The sequence below is a fragment of the Oscillatoria sp. HE19RPO genome (assembly GCF_024220515.1).
Classification (GTDB): Bacteria; Cyanobacteriota; Cyanobacteriia; order Cyanobacteriales; family Laspinemataceae; genus Laspinema.
Map to the genome: position 1 here is coordinate 1 of NZ_JAMXOT010000287.1, position 23679 is coordinate 23679.

A 23679-nucleotide genomic window follows, 5' to 3' on the forward strand; every position below is an offset into this window, starting at 1 on the left:
TTCCAACAAATAAATCATCCTTGCTTTGATGCGATCGCACCTAACAAGGCTCTTTTAGCCCGCGCAGGCGGGCTTTGTCCGTGTAGCCCCAGGCTTGAGCCTGCGGGTTTTTTGAAGGTTTTATTTTTTGGAGTTCCCTTTACAACATTGCAAAACCTGCAAAAAAGAACAGGGGAATGCCCTGTCCTTCTTTTATGAAACCCTAGTTTAGATCAGGCGATCGCATCCGGAATTGAGTCGCTCCAAATTCCGAATTTAGGCTCCTGGCATATTCCCAGTCGGGCTGCGATGAGCACCAACTTGGGGACGCGGATGCCATTTGCCATCACTTCCTTCTTCATAGCTACTCCGCAGGGAATTCCAGGCCACATCCCGCGCTGCACTATCGCTCATTCCATTGGAGGAAGCACTATTATAAGCCGTGAAGAAAATATTTTGTGCGCCTTCAGGCAGTTTTTCTTTAATGTCATGGGGTAAATCTTCTCGGGTTTGGTAAGCCATGATTAATTCTCCTAATTTACTGAGTTTTACAATAGATTCAATTAAATCAAAATTTTAAACAAAAACCCTCTACCAGCAGGCTGAATCAAAGAATACATTTTACTGAATTTCTACCCGCCATTTCCGGAAATATCCCTCTGAGGGTAGGTGTGAAAGATAGTCCAATTTTTAAGCAATTCAATCAGGGGAAATTCAGGCGATCGCCCTCTCACACTGCCCTCACCCTGGGCAGATTTTAAAAATTTACCCTAAAAAATGTAGAGGCGATTCGCGAATCGCCTCTACATTTTTTAGGGTTCGATGTTACCGATCGCGTAAGTCCTGTTATAATACAACTCAAACAGCAGCCAGAATCAACCCTCATGGGCCGAGTCCGAGCCAAAGCTGACTTTCCCGAAAAAATCTGCCCCGTCTGTCAACGCCCCTTTACCTGGCGGAAAAAATGGGCGGATTGTTGGGATGAGGTGAAATATTGTTCGGAACGCTGTCGCCGTCGCCGTTCCCAAGCTCAATCGATAGAATAACTCGGGGAATCTTCCCCCAAATGCCTTAATTACTGGCTGGCAAAGAGTACCCTTTGGGTTACCATTAAAGATTGGATATTAACCGAAGGCAGAGGCTGAATTCATGACAACGGGTGCGGTACAACCCAAGCTAATCATTCACGGTGGCGCGGGTAGCTCTCTTAAAGACAAAGGTGGACTTGAAGCGGTGCGCGGCTCCCTCCATACCATTATAGAGGAAGTGTATGGGATGTTAATGCAAGGGGCCTCTGCCACGGAAGCGGTGGTGCGCGGATGCCACCTCCTGGAAGATGAACCGCGTTTTAATGCGGGAACAGGTTCGGTGTTGCAATCTGATGGACAAATTCGGATGAGTGCGGCGTTAATGGATGGCACGTTGCAACGGTTTAGCGGCACGATTAATGTCTCTCGGGTTAAAAATCCCATCGATTTAGCCCTATTTTTACAGAATTCCCCCGATCGCGTGTTGTCGGATTTGGGTTCAGCAGAATTGTTGCGGGAGTTGCAACTGCCGATTCATAATCCCCTGACGGATAAGCGGTTGCAGGAGTGGATGGAGGAACGCAAAGATAATTTTTCCCGCAGTATGGCGAATGTGGTGGCAGAATCCTCGGGACGGGGAACCATTGGGGTGGTGGTACTCGATCGCGAGGGGAAAATTGCTGCGGGAACCTCTACGGGTGGGAAAGGATTTGAACGGATCGGACGAGTCAGCGATTCGGCAATGCCTGCGGGAAATTACGCCAATCCCAAGGCGGGAATTAGTTGTACCGGGATTGGGGAAGATATTATCGATGAGTGTCTCGCGGCGCGAATTGTGGTGCGCGTAACCGATGGATTATCGTTGATGAATGCTTTTGAGCGATCGTTTACGGAGGCGGAACGGAATAAACGAGATTTTGGGGCGATCGGGATTGATGCTACAGGGGCGATCGCCTGGGGGAAAACTTGTGAGGTGGTTCTCGCTGCCTATCACACCGGCGATCGCATCGGTGATGCCTTGGAAATGAGTCCAGAAATGGGTGTCGGTATTGCCTAGGTGAGTTCAATGGGGCCAGAAACCGGGTTTCTCTCCCAGATTGTTGCAAGTTAGCAGAATTTTGGGTAAGAAACCCGGTTTCTCAATCTGGGGTGAGGGAACCAGAGATTTTTATCCCCAAAAAATCTGGTTTTAGGTATTGACAATCGTAGCATCTTGACCTACTATAGAAAAATGGAAGTGTGTGCGCCCATATATATCGAAATCTGGGAGCGGAAAATTCCCTCAAGGAATCTCTCTCTACCGATGAGTAGAGCAGTCTACTCCGGTAGTTCTCGCAGAAGGCAGAGAGACAGTTCCCTCCTCAGACAGACCACTGCAGCGGATGGGTTCGCTACAGTAGATATATAGATTCAAGCGCATCAAAACAAAGTTGGGTGCTGAACTTCAGACCGACCGAGTAATCTGTCATCTTAAATTGACAGCAGGTCTGGACACTATAGAGAACCACTTATACGAATCAGTCCCGTCAGAGAAACTCTGGCGGGATTATGATTAATAGGAAGTTACTGAAACAATAGAGAATAGCCCAAAAACAGCCCCCAACCTGCCACGGCAAAAAAGGCGAACAATCCCACCATAATTTCAAAGGACCATTTAACCTTCAAGGTTCCGAGTAAGGGGGTGGCAGAAATTAACAGTAAAACAAAGAATAGGGAAAATAACCAAATCATGATTTGACTCCCGAATAAAGACAAGATACCCTTTTCTAGTTTATCGAGTTTGTGAAGAGGTTGGGGGATTGGGGGTTTCTGGAGGGAGGATTAAGTCTAAAGCGTGATGGAGAATTTGCGATCGCCTCACCAAGGTTTCTAAATTTCTTGGACAGGCGATCGCTCTGGCGTCCCTACAAATCAATACACCTTGACAGGGCTAGGGTTATGATACCCAATCCGGTTGGTAAAATAAAACTTACGCATTACCCCTAAAATAATGTAGAGGCGATTCGCGAATCGCCTCTACATTATTTCGGGGTTTCCTACTCTTTCGCTTGTAGTTTCCAGCCTTTTTTGGCAACTTGTCTGGCGCGGGCGATCGCCAAACTGTCATCTTCCACATCTTCGGTAATCGTAGAACCTGCCGCAATGGTGACATTTTCGCCGATTTTGACCGGCGCAACTAACACACTATTAGAACCCGTTTTTGTCCCACTGCCGATTTGGGTGGGATGTTTGTTTACGCCGTCGTAATTGGCAGTAATGGTTCCCGCCCCAATATTCACGCGATCGCCCGTGGTGGTATCCCCTAAATAGGACAAGTGAGATACATTGCTGCGATTTCCTAACTTGGTATTTTTCAATTCTACAAAGTTACCAATCCGGCAGCCTTCTCCCACCTGGGCCTGACCCCGTAAGTGAGCATAAGGTCCGACTCGGGTTCCGGCAGCTACGGTGCTATCCGTGATTACAGAGTATAACACCGTTGCCCGATCGCCAATTTGGCTATTTTCAATCAGGGTTCCGGGACCGATGCGAGAACCGGAACCGATCGCCGTCTCGCCGCGTAGGTGGGTTTGGGGTTCGATGATGGCATCCGGGGCGAGGGTCACTGTATCATCAATGGTGATGCTATCGGGGTCGATCAGGGTGACCCCTGCGGCCATCCAGTCATCTTTGACCCGAGTCTGCAAAATTTGATAGGCTGTTGACAATTGCTTGCGATCGTTGATGCCGAGAATTTCCTGATAATCCTCCACATCTAAAATCCGCACAGGATTTAAGTAATTCACTGCATCAGTCAGATAATATTCTGCCTGATCGTTTTCCGATTTTAATTGGGGTAAAACTTGGGCTAAATCCGGCCAATGGAAGCAATAAACCCCGGCATTAATGCGCCGATTCTGCTTTTGAGCGGCGGTGCAGTCCCGGTCCTCAACAATTTCCTTGAGCAAGTTTTCGCTATCACAAAAGACCCGACCATACCCTTTCGGATCTGGCAGTTGCGCGGTCAGAATGGTGGCGGCATTCTTTTGTTCTTTGTGGGTATTTAGCAGTCGCTTAATTGTTTCGGGTCGTAAGAGGGGGACATCGCCATTTAAAACCAACAAATCCCCGGTAAAGTCTTTTAAATAGGGAATCACCTGTTGGACGGCGTGACCCGTGCCTAATTGCTCGGATTGTTCAACAAATTCTAAATTATCAAATCGTTGGATCAGTTCGTTTTGGACGAGTTCCCCTCGATAGCCGACGATAATTAAACGTCGGGAAGGTTGAATTGCCGAGAGACTATCGAGTACCCGTTCAACGAGCGATCGCCCCCCCAAAGGATGTAAGACCTTGGGTAGGTCTGATTTCATGCGTGTCCCGCGTCCAGCGGCTAAAATCGCTACTGCTACCATTTTCTTTGAGCCCGTTAATCTCAACGGAGTATAGCGCGGTTTCCGCTCTTATTGAAGCAATTTTATCCACAATGACCTTTTGATCGCCGGAGTTGGCAGGCGATCGCCCCAGGTAAATCTAGGGCCTAGCCATTAGCCATGCGCCAACTTCCGGCGATCGCAGTGGGTTCATCGGATTCAATCAATTGGAGGCGATTGACGGCCCTTGCCGGTGTTCCCATCTCCGTCATCCGAATAAAAGTCGTAAATTTTTCCACCAGTTGCGGGTTACGCCATCCCCTCGCCGTTTCTTCCGCAATAATTTCCAGAGCTTTTTCTGAGGTAAACGCCTGTTTATAGGGTCGTTCACTCGTCAAGGCATCATAAATATCCACCACTTGAAACACTTGGGCGATGTAGGGAATTTCATCCCCCACCAACCCATCGGGATATCCCGTCCCATCCCATCGTTCGTGATGATGGCGAATCAGAGGACGGACGCCGCGCATGGTTCGCAGGGGGAGACAAATTTTCTCCCCAATCACCACGTGCTGTTTCATAATTTCCCACTCTTGGGTGGTGAGTTTCCCTTGTTTGAGTAACACCGCATCGGGAATGCCCACTTTGCCGATGTCATGGAGGTATCCCCCCCACATTAAATCGCGAATTTCATTGCGCGAAAGATGGAGAAACTCGCCAAACGCTTGTCCGCGAGAGACTAAGCGTTCGCAGTGGTCCCCGGTATTGGGGTCTCGACTTTCCACAGTTCGGGCAATGGAAAAGAGGACTTGTTCCGCATGGTCGAGGTCCTCATTGAGCCGTTTTTGGCGGACCAGGGATTTGACTCGGGCGGCTAGTTCTAGATGATCGAAGGGTTTAGTCAGGAAGTCATCACCTCCAGCTTCAATCCCCCGAATCCGCGATCGCCGATCGTTGAGCGCGGTCACGAAAATGATGGGAATCAGGCGGGTTTGCTCATCTTGTTTCAGATGGCGGCACACCTCAAATCCATCCATTCCAGGCATCATCACGTCCAGCAGAATTAAATCGGGCTGGGTTTCTTTCACACAGGCCAGTGCACTAGGGCCACTGTCTGCTTCCAGAATTTCATACCCTTCTACGGACAAAAGAGCCACTGCCGTCATCCGGCTGGCTGGATGATCGTCTACGACGAGAATTTTGGACTGTTCTGCATCAAGGAAGTTCACAGACAAACACCTTGCTCTGAGTATTTCTATTAGCTAGTTCTGCGTCAAGCGACTGAGTAAATTAATCGCTTTTGGTACTATCTCTTACTATCTTTACATTATTTGGACCGCGTTTGTTTAAAAAATCCGCTGTTTTACAGAGACTTTATAAACAATGCCGGAGTTTTTCCGGCTTGGGCCATTTTTTTAAAAAATGTAAAGTTTCTCTCCCTACCCTCCATGAAATTTTACCTTCATCGCCGTCTTGATTATAGCTGACTGATGAGGTTGAGCTGGGTCAGGGTTACCTAACCGGCTGAATCTCTACTCTTGGCCAGCGATCGCCTTCCCCATCGGTGATCCCTGGCTATTTTCCTTCCATGCTGGCCCATCTTTTTTTCCAACTAGAGGTGGGTTCTAATGGGGATAACGCTTGCTCCTGTTGACGGCGTTGCCGAATTTCCTCCGCTGAATCCGACAGGTTAGGGTCCCGATAGGGAGTTGCTGCGCGAGTCTGTAGATGCTCCTGTTCTTGGGGGGAAAGTGGGGGTAAATCGCGATCGCAAAAACTCGCGAGAGTTCCGGGCGATCGCCGTCCCACCGGCGCAGTGGCCCCAATGTTTAATCCTGCCGCCATTAATGCCGTTCTCACCGAGGCGGAACAAGAATAAGTTGCCAATCTTCCCGTCGGGCTCAAACAGCGCGCCACCCACCCTAAAAACTCCACCGTCCACAGTTGCGGACAATTCGGAGGAGAAAAAGGGTCTAAAAATATGGCATCGGCTTGAAACCCTTGATTTACCACCTGTTGAATGGTTTTTCGGGCATCTCCTAGCCATAAGGTCCCTTGGAACTGGGGGGTTGTCACAGTCCTCGCCCACCTAGATTCCCCCTGAAACTCTAGGACCGAGGGCTGGACTGTCGGGATAGTGGATTCACCGTCTGGGCTAACCAGTGCAGCTAGAAGTTCAGGAATCGGCGACTGCCAACTTTTCAGTAACCCGATCGCGATCGCTGCTTGGGGAATCGCCGCATCCAATTCCAACCCGACCCACTCCACCAAACAAGCGGGATTAATTGACCAAATCGTCTCTAATGCTGATGCGGTATTGTACCCCAATCCATAGCATAAGTCAAGCAATCGCACTCGGGGATTTTGGGCTTTCTCGGCTAACTCCGTGGGTTCTACAAATTTACACCGCGCCTCCTGCTGCGCCCCGTGGTACGAATGAAACAGTTCGCCAAATTCCGGGGAATAAAACGTAAAAGACCCATCAGAGGTCTCTTGAGGCGTCAAGGGCATCATTTCTGCCATAAGTCCGGGTCACCTCCTGCCACTAATTCTAAACAAGCTTGGCGGGCCAATTTTCTAGCTTCTATGCGATGTTGAATCGTCTGTTTAACCATCTGCGCGATCTTCTCCCGACGCGCTTGATCCTTGGGAATCGGTAAAATCAACTCCTGAATTCGATTCCCCAGAGAATCAATAATATCCTGAGTTAAGCGCTTTGCCAAGATTTGTTTCTGCACCGGAACCGAACTTAGGGCCGCTAACAACAAATAACAACAGAACGGACAGGTTTCCCGAACGCGCAATTTATAGAAATGACTTTGATAAAGAATCCGCGTATCATTCGCCGTAATCAACGCACAAGTTCCAATTAAATAAGTGCCATCGCGTACCATCAAAATATCCCCCGCGCGCAGGTCCTGCTTTTGCGCCAAAGATTGATAAATTTCTTCACTCACCGAATGTTTGGGGTCGGCCTTAATTTCCCAATTAGAAATATCCGAAGTACGGATAAAGGGAATATTGCCTGTTCCGTAGGCTAATTTGCCCACTTCATCGCCACTGCTAACCTCGATCATCCCGGCGGATATCAACTCTCCCATACAAATAAAGTCGTGACTGGTTTGGAGGTCAAATAATTCTGAAATTGCAGCGGGATTGTAATAATGTGGCGCTAAAATGCCATTTTGAATGCGATCGCAGCTTATCCAATAACCCAGTTGACTAGGTTTTGTTAACAATCCTTGTTCATACTCTCGGTAGCGGGCCGCAATTTCCGGTAAATCATCCCGGTGAATCGGTTGCCCCCGGCTATCCCGTCCGCACCATTGAGCCTCCGCCATAAAAATAGAGGGATTGCTTTCATCCTCTGCTTTTTTGCCCGATTTCTTTTGTAATACAAGGAGACAAGTTTTGGTGTGAGTCCCGCCTTTTCCCGAGATTTTAAATAACACCTCGGGCATTCCAATCACAGCTTTAATGATAGAATGGGCTTGAATATAATCCACCACATATCGATAGGTTTTGTTAGAAATTAGACTTTCAGGAACAACCATGCCAATCCGACCTCCGGGCCGAACTAGGGATAAACATCGTTCCACAAATAAGACCTGGGGTGGAACAGAAGGTTGCAATTTAGACAGTTTTTGAAAAGATTGACTATTTTTTTCTAACCGCCATTGATATCCCAGTTCAAAGGTAGCCTGGACCTGGGGAGATGAAGCCACAATCCGACTGCCAAAGGGAGGATTTGTCAGGACAATATCAAATTCACTCACCTGAGTTGGGAAGGGTAACATCTGGGAATGGGATGAATTTTTCTGGGCAGGATGGCTAGAAAAATTGTGGGCCATAGATTCCCGTTTCCAAGCGAGGGAATCCGCGCAAAAAACCTGAGCCGATTTGAGGGTCAACAGCGATAAACGGGCCGATGCTAATCCGGCGAGATAGTGGTCTTTATCCAGTCCAAAAACTGTGGAGAGGATTTGTTGAACAGAGGCTCCCGATGCTTTTAAATGACGAGCAGCCACGCTTAAAAATCCACCCGCCCCACAAGCTGGATCAATCAGCATTTCTCCAGGAAGGGGATTGACTAAGCTTACCAGTAAGCCGATCGCATTCCCCGGCGTAAAAAACTGCCCCTCCTGTCCCCGAATTTGTGACCCCATAAACACTTCATAAATATCTCCAAAGGGGTCATGAGCCAGGGTATCCAAGTTAACCGTATTTAGCAAGATATCAATTTGAGCTAAACTTTGAGGGTCGAGTAGCAAGGGTTGGTCTGAGGGAAAGAGGGTCGGGAGAAGCCGCCGCAATTGGGCAAAAGACTGATGATATCGATGGGCGATCGCCTCTATATTTGCAGGGTCATCAATTGAATCAAATAAAGAAGGATTTTGCTGAAAATATAGTTTACAAAATAAGCATTTTATCGTTTCTTGTAGTAAGGTTTCATCCCGAGTTGCACCGAGGAAGCGACCCACGAGATAATTCCGAATCTGTCGATACACCGCTTTAGAATCTTGTTCTAGGTTCATATTAAACCCACTCCAGATTGGGAAACGTAGTTGAAGTTTTATAGTAGTCCTAAATCATTGGTCTTACGGGTCTACCTTTGAAACTCTTGGAGTGCGAGCATCTTGCTCGCTTTTTTGATGACAAACGGCAGGCAAGACGGGCTATAAAAAACTTATCCTTGTCAAGTGGACAGTACCCTCTTGCCGAGACGTTCCAGGGCCAATAACCCGGCCCCATAGGCGGGTTCATGGCGGGGGGAGATGACTTGAACTGCCGGAAATTGGGTGCGAAGGGACTCCCGGAACCGATCGCCCAAATGGCAGACACTGCGCCAGACTCCGCCAATGGTAACCACCTCAAATGCCTGATCCGGAGTAAATAGGGCCGAGGCAACGGTTTGAGTCGTCAGGACCAACTCTGCTGCCGCATCCTCCAGAATCTGGAGGGCGATCGCATCTCCGGCAGCAGCAGCGCGATCGACTAGGGGAGACAATGCCGCAATTTCCGTCACCCCCCATCCCCGGCGATAGATGACTTCGATTAAGTCTTCTAACTGGTTCAAATTAAGATAATCTAATAAAGAATCCGTGAGTAAGGTCTTGGGTCCTCGCCCATCATGCGATCGCGCTGCCGCCCGTAACCCGGCGATCGCAATCTGATACCCACTGCCTTCATCCCCAAATCGATATCCCCAACCGCCAGCGCGTTTACTCTCTCCCTGAGAATTGCAACCATAGGCGATCGAACCCGTACCCGCAACGATCGCCACCCCCGAAGCGGATCCCGTCCCTCCCACCAAGGCGATCGCGCAGTCATGAGTCACCACCACCCCTGATGACTGTAGATTCCAGCGAATCGGCAGGGGACTCTCCTGGTACAACCCCGCCACCAAACCTTGCACCACCTGGACATCTGCCGGACGTCCCACCCCAGCTAATCCCACGCCAATTCCGGCGATCGCCACCCCAGGGACTGCATTCACCGCCTTGGCGATCGCCTGTGAGATCGACTCCCTTGCTGCCGCCAATCCAATCGTTTGATAATTCGAGGGTCCTGCCTCACCCCGTCCGGCGATCGACCCCGTTTCATCCATCACCAGGCAAACCGTCTTCGTCCCTCCGCCATCAATGCCCAACACCCAGTCTGTGTTATCGTGAAACTCTGAATCCCTGACCCCATCGATCATTCCCAATTTTTAACCCCCTAACCTGACATCCACAACCCACCGCCACCAGCGCACACAACCGACCTCCCCTTAGTTGCGACAATACCCGGTTTACCCCGACTGTCCTCTATCCAGGGTGGTGATTATCACCGCAAAACGTTACCCTGTATAAGATAGCGTTCATTAGCTCAATTGCAGCAAATTCAGTCTTAAAGATAGATTCATCACCATGTCAAACCAATACTCTTATTTTGATACAGAAAACAACGCTCATAAAACCTTTGAACTCCCGGGGGCCAAACCCCATTACAACCCCGATCGCCCCGGACAAGTCGAACATATCTGCTTAGATTTGGCCCTGGACCTGGCCCATCAAAGCTATCAAGGGACTTGCAGCATTCGCCTGATGCCCGTGAGAACCGGCATCGATCGCCTGACTTTAGATGCCGTCAACCTAACTATTCTGGATGTCACCGTTAGCGATACCCCCCAACCCTTTGATTATGATGGGGAACGGTTAGAAATTCACCTCACCCAACCCACTCAAGCAGAACATCCCCTCACCCTGGTGGTCGCTTACGGGGTAGAACAGCCCCAGCGTGGCCTCTATTTTATCGGTCCAGATGCCCATTATCCCAACAAATCTGTCCAAGTTTGGACCCAAGGGGAAGATGAAGATTCCCGCTTTTGGTTTCCCTGTTTTGACTACCCCGGACAACTCGCCACCTCAGAAATTCGCGTGCGGGTTCCCAAACCCTACCTGGCGATTTCTAATGGGGAACTGATTTCCACGGAAGAAGAAGGCGGCGATAAAATTTATCACTGGTTCCAAAAACAGGTTCATCCCACCTATTTAATGACCTTGGCGGTGGGAGATTTTGCTGAAATTTGTGACGAATGGAACGGCAAACCTGTGGTTTACTATGTCGCCAAAAGTCGCGAAGAAGATGCCCGTCGCAGCATGGGTAAAACCCCGCGCATGATGGAATATTTTAGTCAGGCGTTTGGCTATGCTTATCCTTATCCCAAATATGCCCAAGTTTGCGTGGAAGATTTTATCTTTGGGGGGATGGAAAATACTTCAACTACCCTGTTGACCGATCGCTGTCTGTTGGATGAACGCGCTCAACTGGATAACCAGCGCACGGAAAGTTTAGTCGCCCATGAACTTGCTCACCAATGGTTTGGGGATTTAGTGGTGATTAAACATTGGTCTCATGCCTGGATTAAAGAAGGGATGGCTTCTTATTCCGAGGTGTTATGGACTCATGAAGAATATGGTCCAGAAGATGCGGCCTATTATTTGCTCAATGAAGCGCGGAGTTATTTGAATGAAGATAAAACCCGCTATCGGCGACCGATTGTCACTCATGTTTATCGGGAGGCGATCGAACTCTATGACCGCCACTTGTATGAAAAAGGCGCTTGCGTTTATCACATGATTCGGGCCGAGTTAGGGGATGAATTGTTTTTTAAAGCGATTCATACCTTTGTCAACGATAACGCCCATCAAACTGTAGAAACCGTGGACTTGTTGCGGGCCATTGAAAAAGCCACGGGTCGCAATTTGATGTTCTTGTTTGACCAATATGTGTATCGCGGGGGACATCCGGATTATAAAGTTTCTTATAACTGGGATGGAGACAGCAAACTAGCGAAAGTCACGGTTACCCAAAGTCATGTCAAAACCACCGGGGAAAAAGGGAATGAGAAAGAGTTATTTGACCTCAAAATTCCTATTGGATTTGGGTATAAGAGTGGCGAACCCCTGAAAACCTTTACGGTGCGTGTTAATCAGCGGGAACAGAGTTTTTATTTTCCCCTAGAGGAGAAGCCGGGTTATATTAGCTTTGATGTGGGAAATGCCACCCTCAAAACGGTGCAGTTAGAGTATCCGGTTGCGGAATTGAAGGCGCAGTTACAGTGCGACCCCGACCCGGTATCGCGGATTTATGCGGCGGTTGCTTTGGCGAAGAAAGGGGGATTAGAAGCGGTTAAAGCCCTCGGGTTAGCCTTGAAACTCGAACAGTTTTGGGGGGTGCGCTTAGAGGTTGCGAAACAACTTGGAAAGATTAAATTGGATCAAGCATTTGACGAGTTAATCGTTGGGTTGCAGGATCAAGATGCGCGGGTGCGATATGCAGTGGTGGAGACATTGGCGCATCATAAAACTCCGGAAAGCTATCAGGCGATCGCCCAAGTGTTAGAACGAGGAGATGCCAGTTATAATGTGGAAGCGGCAGCGGCAAGAGCAGTCGCCTCAATCTGTGCCGGAAAACGGAATGAACCTCTGGATGAAGGGGATGCGATCGCCCGGTTACAAAAGGTGTTGCAGGAACGCGCCGGATGGAATGAAGTGGTTCGCAGTGGGGCAATTTCCGGCTTAAGCAAGCTCAAAACCTCAGAAGATGCCCTGGATATCATTCTGGATTATACCGCCAATGGTGTGCCCCAACCCCTGCGATTAGCGGCAATTCGTGCGATCGGTAGCATTTCAACGGGTCAAACCCCGGGGAATTTAGAGCGAATTTTGGACCGTCTCTCGGACTTATCTGCGGAAACCTTTTTCCTGACGCAAGTTGCCGTTGCCTCAGCGTTGGGACAAATGGAGACACCCAAAGCGATCGGGATTTTACAAAGTTTAGCCGATGCCACTCCCGATGGCCGGGTTCGTCGCGTCGCGGAAGAAGCGGTTGCCAAGGTTGAGAAAAATATTGGGTCCGATAAAGCGGTGAAGCAATTACGCCATGAATTGGACCAGATTAAGAAAGAAAACCAGGAACTCCGCAGTCGGTTGGAAAATTTAGAAGCAAAAACCAAATAAGGCGCTGAGTGTCAAAGGGGTCGGGTGGATCGGAATCATTTGACCCCTTCACCGAAGAAAACCCGCTGTAGCGGGTTTTCTTCTCTGAATTGTTCGACATAAAGATTGATGGAATTGGCTACAAAAAATCGGGTTTATTCTAGGGTTAACTGTAAGTTAGGACAAAGTTTAAGAAAATTTTGTAGTGACTTACGTTGCCAGGGAATGTCATCAGAACCGATGACGGCCAGTTGAATGGTTTTCTTTTTTCGCATAGCGATCGCAAACTTAGAAAGCATACTAATCCCCGAACTATTTAGAAACTCTAGCTTTTTAAGGTCTAGGGTAATCATGGGGGGATTACGTTCAGCAATCTCATTGAGTAACGCGGTGATCGGAGCATAATCCGCTGACCCGGTGAGACTCAGTTCCCCTTCAATTTTAACCGTTACGGATTCCTCAATATACTGTACACTGTAGTCTTCACCTTTGATTTCTTGCAAATTCATGTTCTATTACCTCCGGAGCAGGTGCTCTGGTTAAAGTTTACCTGAACTGGACTCATTACGGTTAAAATCCATTCCTACCCTTATAAAACCAGTTGAACGAGGGTGGTGGTCAGAAAGAGTTCAGAATGCTCGGGAATCGGTTCAAATTTCCACCCTAATTTTGCAGAGTAGTCATTAATCATGGTCAGAAATCCCAGGCCAGAATCGTGACTATTTTCATCTAGGGCATTTTTTTCCAGATGCTCCAGATATAACTCTTGCGGGTCTGAGGAGAGTAGTTTTTCAATAAAGGCTTTAAAGCGATCGCCTGCTTCTAGGGTCACTGTATTTCTGGACATTAAAACAATTTTCTTTTCCGGAACCTCGATGAAATGAATTCCAAATCTCACCGGATATTCATCCGAAGGACTATGAAATTTCATGGTATTTTCTAATAGTTCATTGGCAATATAGCTCACAGAACCCTTGTAGTCTTGTTGACGCCGTTTAGCCTGGGGGTCATTATCGTCAATAGGCAAAAAGGTCGCTAAATAATCCGCAACAAAATAAGCCGATAATAAATTATTTCGCCAGCGGTTTTTAATCGGGCGAGCGTTAGCGGAAAAGCCAATATCTAAATAATCATGCCCGGGAGGTAAATCGTGGAGAAAGTCTCCAAATATTTCACTCATGACCGTCTCAACTCCTTATGATGTAAGCTATTTTTGTTTAATGACGACCAAAGTCATATCATCCAGCATTTTTTGTCCGTCGATGTACTTTTGAACATCAGCGATCGCCGCTTGTTGAATCTCCTCCACCGATTGGTGCCAATGCTGACTAATAATGTCACACAATTGTGTCACTCCATATCGTTGATTGGTTCTGTTTTTGGCTTCCGTAATTCCATCGGTATAAACAACAATGCCATCTCCAGAGTTGAGTTCCACACAAACCTGAGCAATAAACTCTGTAATGTCTTCATCTAACCCGATGGGTAGCCCTAAATCCATTGTATCCACCCGCTCAATGCGACTATCCGCACGGACCACCAGAATTTCCTCATGTTGTCCGCTAATCCTCACTTGGCCCTGGCTATAGTTTAACACAGCTAAAGTGAGATTTTTATCAGTTTTCATGCGCTCGACGTTGTGATAAATCGTGCGGTTGAGGGTGTCTAAAAACCTCACAGGGTCCGTTTCACGACTCTCTTTGAGGGTGCGAACTGCTGTTTGGGTCATAACCATGAGAATTCCGCTTTCCAGTCCATGTCCTGTGACATCCCCGATCGCGATCGTCCCTACTCCATCATAATTCAGCACATCATAATAGTCTCCCCCCACTTCCTCCGCACTTTCCATAAAAGCCGCAATTTCTAACCCTTCAATAGCCGTTAATTCATCGGGTTGGGGTAACAGCATTTTTTGAAGTTGTTGAGTCACTTCCAGTTCCGCACTCATCCGGATATTTTCCCCTTTGAGCTTTTCGCTCTCTTGTTGAGCATAGCGCCATTCGCTCATATCAATCCCAACCGATACCGTCGCCGTCCCTTGCTGATATTTCTGAACCACCATTAAATAATACCGGGGTTGACCCTGAACTAAAATGCAAATTTCCTGGGACGCAGACAGAGCAGAACTGTTGAGAAACTTCTGCATGAACTCAGCATACTCATAACTATTTTGGGCAAACCCAATTTTTTTACCCACCATTTCTGAGGGTTTTAAATTCAAACTCTCGGCCAGATAACGATTCACCCCGAGATAAGTTCCACTGGAATTAATCCAAGAAATCGAACCAGGAACCGCATTTAAAACCGCCTCAAGCTGTTCTTTGGAGGCGGCTAATTCTTGTTCGTTATGGGTGAGGTCCTGGTTTGCTTGCTCTAAAGCGCTAAAAGAGGCTTGAAGCCGATCGACCATCTGGTTAAAAGCATCCGCCAGTTTTTCGAGTTCAATAATGCCTCGGGCATAAACATGGCGATCGAGTTGACCGTTGGCGATTTGTTCCGATGATTGTGTCACCCGCAGAATAGGCCGTAAAATCCATTGCGCGATCGCCACCCCACCGGAAATCGAGACTATCAGGGCCAGCACACAAAGCACCACCGTCTGCTGAGTATTCTCATGAATTTCCTCCATGAAATCCGCTTCCGGTATCGCCACTAAAATCAGCCAATCAATCCCGCGATCGTCCTGAAACGGCATCACTTGCAGAAACTGTCTTCCGCCTTCTAAGAAAAATTCCACCCCCTGGGATTGCTTAATATTCTCCAAAGATCCAAACTCAACCTTTAACTCATTCAGGGCAGCAATTAAGCGAGGATTTCGACTCTCGGTGGCAGGCAATCGTTGAGGTTCCTCCCCATTGCGTCCCGGAATCAAAGTAGCTTTGTGTGTAGAAGTTGCCACCAGTAAACCATTGCGTTCTAGGATAAATGCCTCACCAGTTTTGCCAATCTGAAGCGTTTCTAAAAACTGGTTGATACCCGAGAGGGGAAGATCGCATAACAGTACCCCCAAAAACTGGCGATCGCGGTCATACACTGGATACACGGCAGAAACATCCAGCCGTTGCCCGATCGCACTGGGTTCAATCCCGGTCCAAATTGGCCTCCCCTCCCTCACCGCCTGTTGATACCAACCGCGAGTCCGGGCATCATAGTTAGGACGTTCCCTCAGCAATTCCCCCGGTGTCCCGTCCTCCCGGGGAGCATACCGCTGCAAACTCCTCCCAGTTCCCTCAGATGACAACACCAGATAATGTTCTAAGGGGTTGACCCCCACAAACTCCCCCCGTTCATTGGCATAGGCGATCGTCCCCAAGTCCATCAACTCGCGACTTTGTTCCCAAAAATACTCCAGCAGCAGATCCGGGTCCTCTCGGTTAATGCCATTTTGGCGAAACACTTGGGCGTTGAGATGATGTACCAAGTGGGGTCGATCTAAATAACGCTGCACCTCTTCTCCCACTCGCAGAGCAATTTCCCCCCGCAGTTGACTGGCGAGTTCATTCACCGTTCGCTGTCCACTGCGAAAAGACAACCACCCCACCAGTCCCGTTGAGAGCAACACGGGAATAATAAACGGAACCACCAGAACCGTGCGAAGACGAAATTTCCCTAGGGATTGGAACCAAGGGCGCGTCAAGGGAATGGGGTTCAGGGGTGGCGGCATTGGGGCTGGAGAGGACTCAGTAAGCATGGCAGGATTTTAAATGTAAAGTGTTTGACATTTCAAGCCGATCGAGCTTCTGTTTTAACTCAGTTCTAACCCAAATGAACTGTAGCCGCTATTTTTTAAATCTAATGGGGATAACGACAGCAAGTCGTTACTACGAACGCCTCTTCAGTTCGTAGTAACGACTTGCTGTCGTTTCTTCAAGAGTTATGGCAACTAACCCGACTTAATTTAGGATTAGGCGTGGATGGTGGAACGGCTAACAGTGGATAAGGCTTCAACGAGACTTTTCACCCCCGCGATCGCCGCGAGTTCATTATCCAGGCGGTTAATCGCCGAACCGACGCCTACCCCAGCGGCCCCAGCGGCGATCGCCATCGGTGCCGTGATGGTGGAAATCCCCGAGGCGCACAGAACTGGCACTGCAACTGCCCGAGAAATGGCGGAGGCGGCAGCCAAAGTGGGTGCTGCTTTTTCGATCGCCCCTAAGATGCCAGGGTGTACCGGATTGCTGCTGGTGCCGCCTTCGGTTTGGATAATATCGGCACCCGCTTTCACCAATTCCTCAGCTAGATCCACTTGCTGATCCAGTTCTAAAATATGGGGAACGGTGACCGAAAGCACGATATTTGGCAGCAAAGCGCGGGTTTCCCGGGTCAGTTGCAGCACTTCAGCGGCTTCAAAGCGCCGTCCCATTGCATAGAAGGCATCAAAGTTACCAATTTCAATTAAATCTGCACCAGCTTCTACACAGGGGACAAATTTTTCCGGTTCAACGGCAGAGACACAAATCGGTAAAGTGGTCAACTGTTTGGCTAATTTGACTAAGGCTGGATCCGCAGCAATATCGAGGAAGGTCGCACCGCCGCGATCGGCAGCCCGAACCACGGTAGCAACGCGATCGGCGTCAAAGTTGGTCAATCCGGTGATAATTTTTAAGGCACGTCCTTGTTGAAAGGCACGGTCTAAAGCGGGAATCATGGTCATAATTCAGTTCAGTGTTGAGGCTAATTTAGCTTGATTTTGACATGGACTGGTGCAAGACACCAGAGGTAGGGGAGGTTCCCGCAAAAACCCGCAGGCTGAAGCCTGGGGCTATACGGACGAAGCCCGCCTGCGCGGGCTGGGGAGGGGAAAGTAGGTCTTTGAGGGGATTGCAAAATATAAATCATCCAACCGTTCAACTGAAAGGACGGTATCTGTAGGGGCGCAAGCATTGCGCCCCTACATATAAGGGGCTACTCCTTATGATCCGTCACTACGAACGAACGGTTTGGAGATTTTATTTTTTGGAGTTCCCTGACAACCAGATGGAGTATTAGTCTTCAACCTGATAGGAACACCAATCACTCCAACTTCCGGCGTAGAGTTTGGCGTGGGGAATTCCGGCCATTTCCAGGGAGAGGAGATTCACGCAGGCGGTGACTCCGGACCCGCAATAGACGATAATTTCCTCGGAACCGGCAATATCCGCCCAGCGTTGTATTTGGTCGTTTTGGGGTCTGACTTGGGCGTTCTCGTCGGTGACTTCTTGCCAGGGATAGTTGAGTGCACCGGGAATGTGCCCGGCGATCGGGTCGATGGGTTCATGGTTGCCGAGGTAGCGATCGCGTTCTCGGGAGTCGATGAGGGCGACTTCAGGCAAGGGGGACCGGGTTTTGACGGTTTCGATATCCACGAGGCGATCGGGGCGGATTTGAGGAGAAAAAGTGCCCAAATTGGACCGAGGAATCGCATCAGTGACGGGATATCCGGCAGCTTCCCACCCTTTAAATCCGCCCTCTAAAATGGCAACGCGATCGTGTCCCAGATAGCGCATTAACCACCAGAGTCGGGCAGCAAAGGCAAATCGGGAGTCGTCATAAACTACGAGTAAGACTTCTGGGGAGGTGACCCCGACTGCCCCTAATTTTTGGGCGAAGAGTTCTATGTTCGGTAGGGGATGTCGTCCGCCATGTCGTTGGACTGGGGAGGATAAATCGCGATTGAGGTGCAGATAGTGAGCACCGGGAATATGGTGATGGAGGTACTGTTGTTGTCCGAGTTCAGGATCGGCGAGGGAAAAGCGACAATCGGCGATCGCAATTTGCGGATCGTCGAGGTGTTGGGATAGCCATTCGGCAGAAACAATCGGATTCGTCTGAGTCATGATCGGGTTTGAGGGTTGAGTCAACTATCTAGGGTAAACGCGATCGGTTTTGATTGGAGGGGGGTTGGGGGTTGCTTACAACAGTAGGCTTTTTACTTCCGGTCCCCTCCCCTTGGCAAGGGGAGGGTTAGGGTGGGGTCCACCCAGTTCGCAAAACACTACTTTTGATACCTGGGTTAACGATGAAACCCTGATTAGGTAAAGGATTAAACCTCTTTCCTATAATTCAGGGTGAAGAGGACCCCACCCAACCCTCCCCTTGCCAAGGGGAGGGCTATGAGCAACCAAAACTTGAAAAATTTACCCCGTAAAAAACCTACCGTTGTAAGGGGGTGGGGGTTCCTACGAACATGGAGAACGACTGAAGTCGTTACTACGAACATGAGGGAACGCCTGAAGGCGTTACTACGAACCGGGAGGATTTCATCGTTTATGCTTTATCCGTCCCCGTTTTAGCGGGAATTTGGTTGGGAAGGTTACTATAACTAAATCAAAATTCAGTCTAAAGGGTTAGTAGTTGTGGAGACTTGGGCGCGCGATCGCACGAAATTTATCGTTGAACCCATTGCCAAGGGGATTGCAAAACTGGGCATTTCTGCCAATGCGATTACACTGTTGAGTTTGTTGTTGAATATTGTGGCGGCAGGGATGATTGCCAATAATCAACCGTTGTGGGGGGGATTGTTAATGGGGTTGATCGCGATGCCCCTAGATGCGATCGATGGGACTGTCGCCCGGTTACTCAATCAACAGAATGCGTTTGGGGCGTTTTTTGATTCGGTCTTAGACCGATTTTCCGAAGGGGCCATCTTAATTGGCATCACGATTTTATTGATCCACCGTCAAGAGTATCCATCGATTCCGATTTGTTTGTTGGCCCTACTGGGGTCACAAATGGTTAGTTATACCCGGGCAAGGGCGGAAGGATTGAAGATTGAGTGCAAGGTGGGGTGGTTTCCCCGACTCCCTCGGGTGATTGTGATGGCGGTGGGGTTAATTGTGGATCAGTTGCCGGTGGCGTTGTCGGTCCTGGCGATCGCCAGTTTATTGACCAGTTTACAGCGGATTATTCATGTTTATCGGGTCACCCATCCGGTTGAGGAATAATCCACAAGTCGGTTTTCAAAGGTCTAACAAAACCGACAGATTTGCCGATCTGTCGGTTTGTTAATCCCCTAAATATTTTTAACTTGGGATTGATTCAGGAGTTTCCCACTCCCGGAGGGGACCGAAATTTTCGAGTTTGCGGGTGGCAACTTGGGCGGCAAATCTGGCAGCAAGATGACAGGGTTCTCCGGTTAATCGAGAATATAAATAACCGGCGATGTAGGTATCTCCGCAGCCGGTTGGATCGACGGAGGTAGTGGGTGCAAAGGCGGGAATTTGCTCCAGAGTCCCGGATTGATAAACCCAAGATCCTTGAGAACCGGCGGTGATTAAGACTTCTCGAACTCCCCACTGATTTAGGGCGATCGCCGCTGGTTCTATGGCGGTTTTTCCTGATAGAATTTGTGCCTCTTGGATATCCACTTTCAAAATATCTACCCCTGCCAGTCCTGAGACTTTTTCTCCCCAATCTTTTGCCTGGACCGTTTGGTTAATCACTTGCCGTAAAAATCCTTGTCCATCTAAAGAAATTAAGGCATGGGTTGCGAAAACCGCTTGCAGAAATTCCCGAGACATATCCTGATGGGTGAGTGCGCCCAGATGAAAGATTCGGGCTTGAAGTTGGCCTAAGTCTGAGGGGATGAAGGGGGAAGCAACAGCCTGGACTCGTTGTTGGCGACTATCGAGGCGATCGCGCTGATAACTATTTTCAAACTGTGTCGTTTCGGGGCTTTCGAGCCAAAAGACGGTAATCCCCCGACGGGTTAATTCTTCTAACAGATAACTCCGGTCTAAGCGAGAGGTTTTCGTTAACACTGCCACCTTTAACCCCAAGGTTTTTAAGGCGATGGCGGTATAAATCGCCGTCCCTCCCGCCATTTCTTGGACAATTTTCCCATCAATTTTAATTCGGTCCTGGGTCACATGACCGATTACACAAATATCAAACATTCGACAAGTTAGGCAAGTTAGGGGGAGACAGGGATGGCAAAAATTGGAGGTTAAACCGGCTAAAATTTCCCAAAATTATCGCCTCATTCGTCAAGAATGAGGCGATGGGGAGGTGATTAATACTCTCTAAATCCGTTAATAAATTCCTCGGTCATCCGGTAGGCATCACCATCGGGATATTGCTTGGGCGGATGCTTCATGAAGTAGGAAGAGGGAGAAAAGAGTACCCCACCTTTCCCGCGATCGAGGGCCAATTTACAGCAGCGAATCGCATCGATCGCCACCCCTGCGGAGTTCGGCGAATCCTCTACGGACAGGCGCATTTCAATGTTCATCGGCACATCTCCGAAGAGTTTGCCTTCGACTCGAATAAAACAGACTTTATTATCTTTCTGCCAAGGGACATAATCACTCGGCCCCACATGAATATTCTCATCTTCCAGTCTAGTTTCACAAACCGACTGGACCGCTTCGGTCTTGGATTCTTTTTTAGACTTTAAGCGGGTGCGATTTAACATATTCAAGAAATCTGTATTTCCTGCGGTATTGAGTTGATAGGTCCGTTCGATTTTGACCCCTCTTTTTTTGGCGAGGTCAGAAATCATCCGGTGAACAATGGTCGCCCCTAGTTGGGATTTAATGTCATCGCCTACGATGGGAATATTGCGGGATTCAAATTTATCTGCCCACAACTGATTACTAGCAATAAATACCGGAATGCAATTGACAAAGGCCACTCCCGCTTCTAGGCAGCATTCGGCATAAAAACTCGTCGCTTCTTCCGACCCCACCGGGAGATAATTCACGAGGACCTGAGCGCCGGATTCTTTTAAAATAGCAATGACATCATCTCGGGTTGGTTCGGGGGCATCGCTGGGGACGAAGGTGTATTTATCTGCATAATTCACCAAATGCTCCGAGACCCCATCTAACATTCTTCCCATACTGACTTTCGTGCCAATTTCGGGAATGTCTTCGCAGAAAACCATCGTACAATTGGGTTCAGCAAAGATAGCTTTAGAGACATCTTGGCCGACTTTTCGGCGGTCGATATCGAAAGCGGCAACTACATCGATATCGTTGGGTTTATACCCGCCAATCTCCCAGTGCATTAACCCGATCGCTTCTTCAGAAGTCTTATCTTTATAAAAGTAAATTCCCTGTACCAAGGAACTAGCACAGTTACCAACGCCTACGATCGCTAGTTTAATTTTTTCCACAATCAGTCCCCGTCTCGTGTACTTGCATTTGTCGAAATTGTCAACGTTCACAATAACATAACTAACGGAGGGAAAATCAGGGGGTTAACCGGGCTGCCTCCGAAGTTGTCTGATTCAACCTGCTTGATCTTTCTGAGGGTAAGTGCTGTCCCGGTTGGGTAGACCGGATCCACAACCCTAGGTACTCAGAGAATGGCCTTTTGGTATCCCCTGAACATTTTAGAGTATTTATGCAAGGGTCGGATTCTACAAAATGATTCCCGAACCTTTGCCCCAAGGGATTGATGTCATGAAAGATTACAACAACCTAGAGGGGAGTCCCCCCGGTGGGCCGATCGCCTCCACTGCCCCATCCAGACCCCAAAACACCCCGGATGCAAAAAAGCCTATTGCCCGAAGTTTACCCAAACACCGATACTAAAGACAGTGGTGCTTGTCACCCAATTGCGGCTTTGTAATGGTTCTACAATTCTATGCTGAGTTTTATTCGCTCAGATCTGGCTCAACTGATTGCCTATACTCCCCACCCGGGGGGCGCTATCGATTCCCCTCGGGGGAAACCTGCCCAAATTGATCGGGTGGATACCAATGAAAGTCCCTACGACTTGCCTGCGGCCCTCAAAGAAAAGTTGGCATGGACTTATCAACAGGAGATTGAAACGAATCGCTATCCCGATGGGAGTCATGCCCCCTTAAAGCAAGCGATCGCCGACTATGTGAACGAATCGGCTCAACTCCCGGATTCCCCCATCACCCCTACCCATATTTCCCTCGGCAATGGTTCTGACGAACTGATTCGCTCTTTACTCATTGCCACCTGTTTGGGGGGTGAAGGGTCGGTTTTGGTGGCCCATCCCACCTTTTCCATGTATGGGATTTTAGCCCAAACCCTGGGCATTCCCGTGGTGGAAGTGGGACGCAACGAGATAAATTTTGAAATCGACATCCCAGCAGCACAGGCGGCAGTTGCCAATCCCCAAACTCCCCCGGTTCGGGTGGTGTTTGTCGTCCATCCCAACTCCCCCACCGCCAATGGGTTAACTCCTGCTGAACTCGATTGGATTCGCAGTTTGCCGCCTCATATTCTGGTGGCGATCGATGAGGCGTATTTTGAATTTAGTCAGACGAGTGTGGTGAGTGAGTTACTCCAGCATCCCAATTGGCTGATTATGCGGACCTTTTCCAAAGCCTTTCGCTTGGCGGCCCTGCGGGTAGGCTATGCGATCGCCCATCCGGAACTCACCGCAACCCTGGAAAAAGTCCGTCTGCCTTACAATCTCCCGGCATTCTCCCAGATTGCCGCATCCTTGGCGATCGGCCATCGTCAGGAACTCCTAGGTGCCATTCCCGAAATTTTAAGCGAGCGCGATCGCCTCCTGGAAAGATTGCAACCCTTACCAAAATTTCGCCTATGGCCGAGTGCAGCTAATTTTATTTACCTGCGCCCGAATCTCCAGGACCCAGGGGCGATCGCTCCCACCCTGACTCGCATCACCGAGGAACTCAAGGCCCAAGGGACTCTGATTCGTCACACCGGGGGCGGTTTAAGAATTACCGTCGGCACACCGGAGGAAAATCAACGCACCTTATCCCGCTTGCAGGAATTCAATTTCGGAGATTAAAGCCTCTAAGGGTGTTCCAACAAATAAAATCTCCAAAACGTTCGTTTGCAGTGACTGCTCAATGGAGTAGTCAATGTAGGGGCGCAATGCTTGCGCCCTCCGGAGGGCGCAAGCATTGCG

At 48.9% G+C, this 23679-nt stretch carries 22 protein-coding genes; 7 read left to right on the forward strand and 15 right to left on the reverse strand.

Annotated features, from left to right (window positions below):
- A partial coding sequence (locus NG833_RS23325) for a hypothetical protein (RefSeq protein ID WP_254567668.1) occupies positions 1-198 on the forward strand: 198 nt, incomplete at its 5' end.
- 57 nt (positions 199-255) lie between these two features.
- Here the strand turns inward: NG833_RS23325 and NG833_RS23330 are convergent.
- Positions 256-501 (reverse strand): ChaB family protein, encoded by a 246-nt coding sequence (locus tag NG833_RS23330; protein ID WP_254567669.1) that lies wholly within the window; start codon positions 499-501, stop codon positions 256-258.
- Between the two features lie 362 nt (positions 502-863).
- Here NG833_RS23330 and NG833_RS23335 point away from each other — a divergent pair, with 362 nt between their 5' ends.
- Positions 864-1025, forward strand: a complete 162-nt coding sequence (locus tag NG833_RS23335; protein WP_254567670.1) for a DUF2256 domain-containing protein — start codon at positions 864-866, stop codon at positions 1023-1025.
- 103 nt (positions 1026-1128) lie between these two features.
- Positions 1129-2064, forward strand: a complete 936-nt coding sequence (locus NG833_RS23340; protein WP_254567671.1) for an isoaspartyl peptidase/L-asparaginase — start codon at positions 1129-1131, stop codon at positions 2062-2064.
- A gap of 506 nt (positions 2065-2570) precedes the next feature.
- Here NG833_RS23340 and NG833_RS23345 read toward each other — a convergent pair.
- From NG833_RS23345 to NG833_RS23375, 7 genes are all read right to left on the reverse strand, one after another.
- Positions 2571-2738, reverse strand: coding sequence for a hypothetical protein (locus NG833_RS23345; RefSeq protein WP_254567672.1), 168 nt, complete (start codon positions 2736-2738; stop codon positions 2571-2573).
- A 40-nt stretch (positions 2739-2778) separates the two neighbouring features.
- Positions 2779-2922: a hypothetical protein gene (locus NG833_RS23350; RefSeq protein ID WP_254567673.1), complete on the reverse strand. Its 144-nt coding sequence runs from the start codon at positions 2920-2922 to the stop codon at positions 2779-2781.
- Between the two features lie 121 nt (positions 2923-3043).
- A complete protein-coding gene (gene glmU / locus NG833_RS23355; RefSeq protein WP_254567674.1) occupies positions 3044-4402 on the reverse strand; it encodes a bifunctional UDP-N-acetylglucosamine diphosphorylase/glucosamine-1-phosphate N-acetyltransferase GlmU in 1359 nt (452 codons plus the stop codon).
- Positions 4403-4527: 125 nt separating this feature from the next.
- Positions 4528-5589: a response regulator gene (locus NG833_RS23360; protein ID WP_254567675.1), complete on the reverse strand. Its 1062-nt coding sequence runs from the start codon at positions 5587-5589 to the stop codon at positions 4528-4530.
- A 346-nt stretch (positions 5590-5935) separates the two neighbouring features.
- Positions 5936-6883 carry a tRNA (5-methylaminomethyl-2-thiouridine)(34)-methyltransferase MnmD gene (locus NG833_RS23365; RefSeq protein ID WP_254567676.1) on the reverse strand — a complete coding sequence of 316 codons (948 nt, stop codon included), beginning with the start codon at positions 6881-6883 and terminating at the stop codon, positions 5936-5938.
- The gene (locus tag NG833_RS23370; RefSeq protein WP_254567677.1) at positions 6871-8895 is read right to left on the reverse strand and encodes an N-6 DNA methylase; all 2025 of its coding nucleotides are present in this window, start codon (positions 8893-8895) and stop codon (positions 6871-6873) included. The genes NG833_RS23365 and NG833_RS23370 overlap by 13 nt, the downstream gene beginning before the upstream one ends.
- Positions 8896-9056: 161 nt before the next feature.
- The gene (locus NG833_RS23375) at positions 9057-10061 is read right to left on the reverse strand and encodes an N-acetylglucosamine kinase (protein ID WP_254567689.1); all 1005 of its coding nucleotides are present in this window, start codon (positions 10059-10061) and stop codon (positions 9057-9059) included.
- A gap of 208 nt (positions 10062-10269) precedes the next feature.
- On the opposite strand from NG833_RS23375, the gene NG833_RS23380 reads away from it, so the two are divergent.
- A complete protein-coding gene (locus NG833_RS23380; protein ID WP_254567678.1) occupies positions 10270-12864 on the forward strand; it encodes a M1 family metallopeptidase in 2595 nt (864 codons plus the stop codon).
- Positions 12865-12998: 134 nt separating this feature from the next.
- Here NG833_RS23380 and NG833_RS23385 read toward each other — a convergent pair whose 3' ends face one another.
- The 5 genes from NG833_RS23385 to NG833_RS23405 all read right to left on the reverse strand — a co-directional run bounded on the left by NG833_RS23385 (position 12999) and on the right by NG833_RS23405 (position 18659).
- Positions 12999-13352 carry a hypothetical protein gene (locus NG833_RS23385; protein WP_254567679.1) on the reverse strand — a complete coding sequence of 118 codons (354 nt, stop codon included), beginning with the start codon at positions 13350-13352 and terminating at the stop codon, positions 12999-13001.
- Between the two features lie 80 nt (positions 13353-13432).
- Positions 13433-14023, reverse strand: coding sequence for a DUF6272 family protein (locus tag NG833_RS23390; protein ID WP_254567680.1), 591 nt, complete (start codon positions 14021-14023; stop codon positions 13433-13435).
- Between the two features lie 27 nt (positions 14024-14050).
- Positions 14051-16534, reverse strand: a complete 2484-nt coding sequence (locus NG833_RS23395) for a SpoIIE family protein phosphatase (RefSeq protein ID WP_254567681.1) — start codon at positions 16532-16534, stop codon at positions 14051-14053.
- Positions 16535-16747: 213 nt separating this feature from the next.
- On the reverse strand, positions 16748-17497 hold the full coding sequence (locus NG833_RS23400; protein ID WP_254567682.1) for a DUF561 domain-containing protein: 750 nt from the start codon (positions 17495-17497) through the stop codon (positions 16748-16750).
- Between the two features lie 331 nt (positions 17498-17828).
- Positions 17829-18659, reverse strand: a complete 831-nt coding sequence (locus NG833_RS23405; protein ID WP_254567683.1) for a sulfurtransferase — start codon at positions 18657-18659, stop codon at positions 17829-17831.
- Between the two features lie 519 nt (positions 18660-19178).
- On the opposite strand from NG833_RS23405, the gene NG833_RS23410 reads away from it, so the two are divergent.
- Positions 19179-19766, forward strand: a complete 588-nt coding sequence (locus tag NG833_RS23410; RefSeq protein ID WP_254567684.1) for a CDP-alcohol phosphatidyltransferase family protein — start codon at positions 19179-19181, stop codon at positions 19764-19766.
- 78 nt (positions 19767-19844) lie between these two features.
- On the opposite strand, the gene NG833_RS23415 is transcribed toward NG833_RS23410, so the two are convergent.
- Together NG833_RS23415 and NG833_RS23420 are read right to left on the reverse strand one after the other, a co-directional pair.
- Positions 19845-20717, reverse strand: a complete 873-nt coding sequence (locus NG833_RS23415; protein ID WP_254567685.1) for a PfkB family carbohydrate kinase — start codon at positions 20715-20717, stop codon at positions 19845-19847.
- 116 nt (positions 20718-20833) lie between these two features.
- On the reverse strand, positions 20834-21937 hold the full coding sequence (locus NG833_RS23420; RefSeq protein WP_254567686.1) for an inositol-3-phosphate synthase: 1104 nt from the start codon (positions 21935-21937) through the stop codon (positions 20834-20836).
- A 253-nt stretch (positions 21938-22190) separates the two neighbouring features.
- On the opposite strand from NG833_RS23420, the gene NG833_RS23425 reads away from it, so the two are divergent.
- Together NG833_RS23425 and NG833_RS23430 are read left to right on the forward strand one after the other, a co-directional pair.
- A complete protein-coding gene (locus NG833_RS23425; RefSeq protein ID WP_254567687.1) occupies positions 22191-22358 on the forward strand; it encodes a hypothetical protein in 168 nt (55 codons plus the stop codon).
- A 52-nt stretch (positions 22359-22410) separates the two neighbouring features.
- On the forward strand, positions 22411-23559 hold the full coding sequence (locus NG833_RS23430; protein WP_254567688.1) for a histidinol-phosphate transaminase: 1149 nt from the start codon (positions 22411-22413) through the stop codon (positions 23557-23559).
- The last annotated feature ends 120 nt before the right edge of the window (positions 23560-23679 follow it).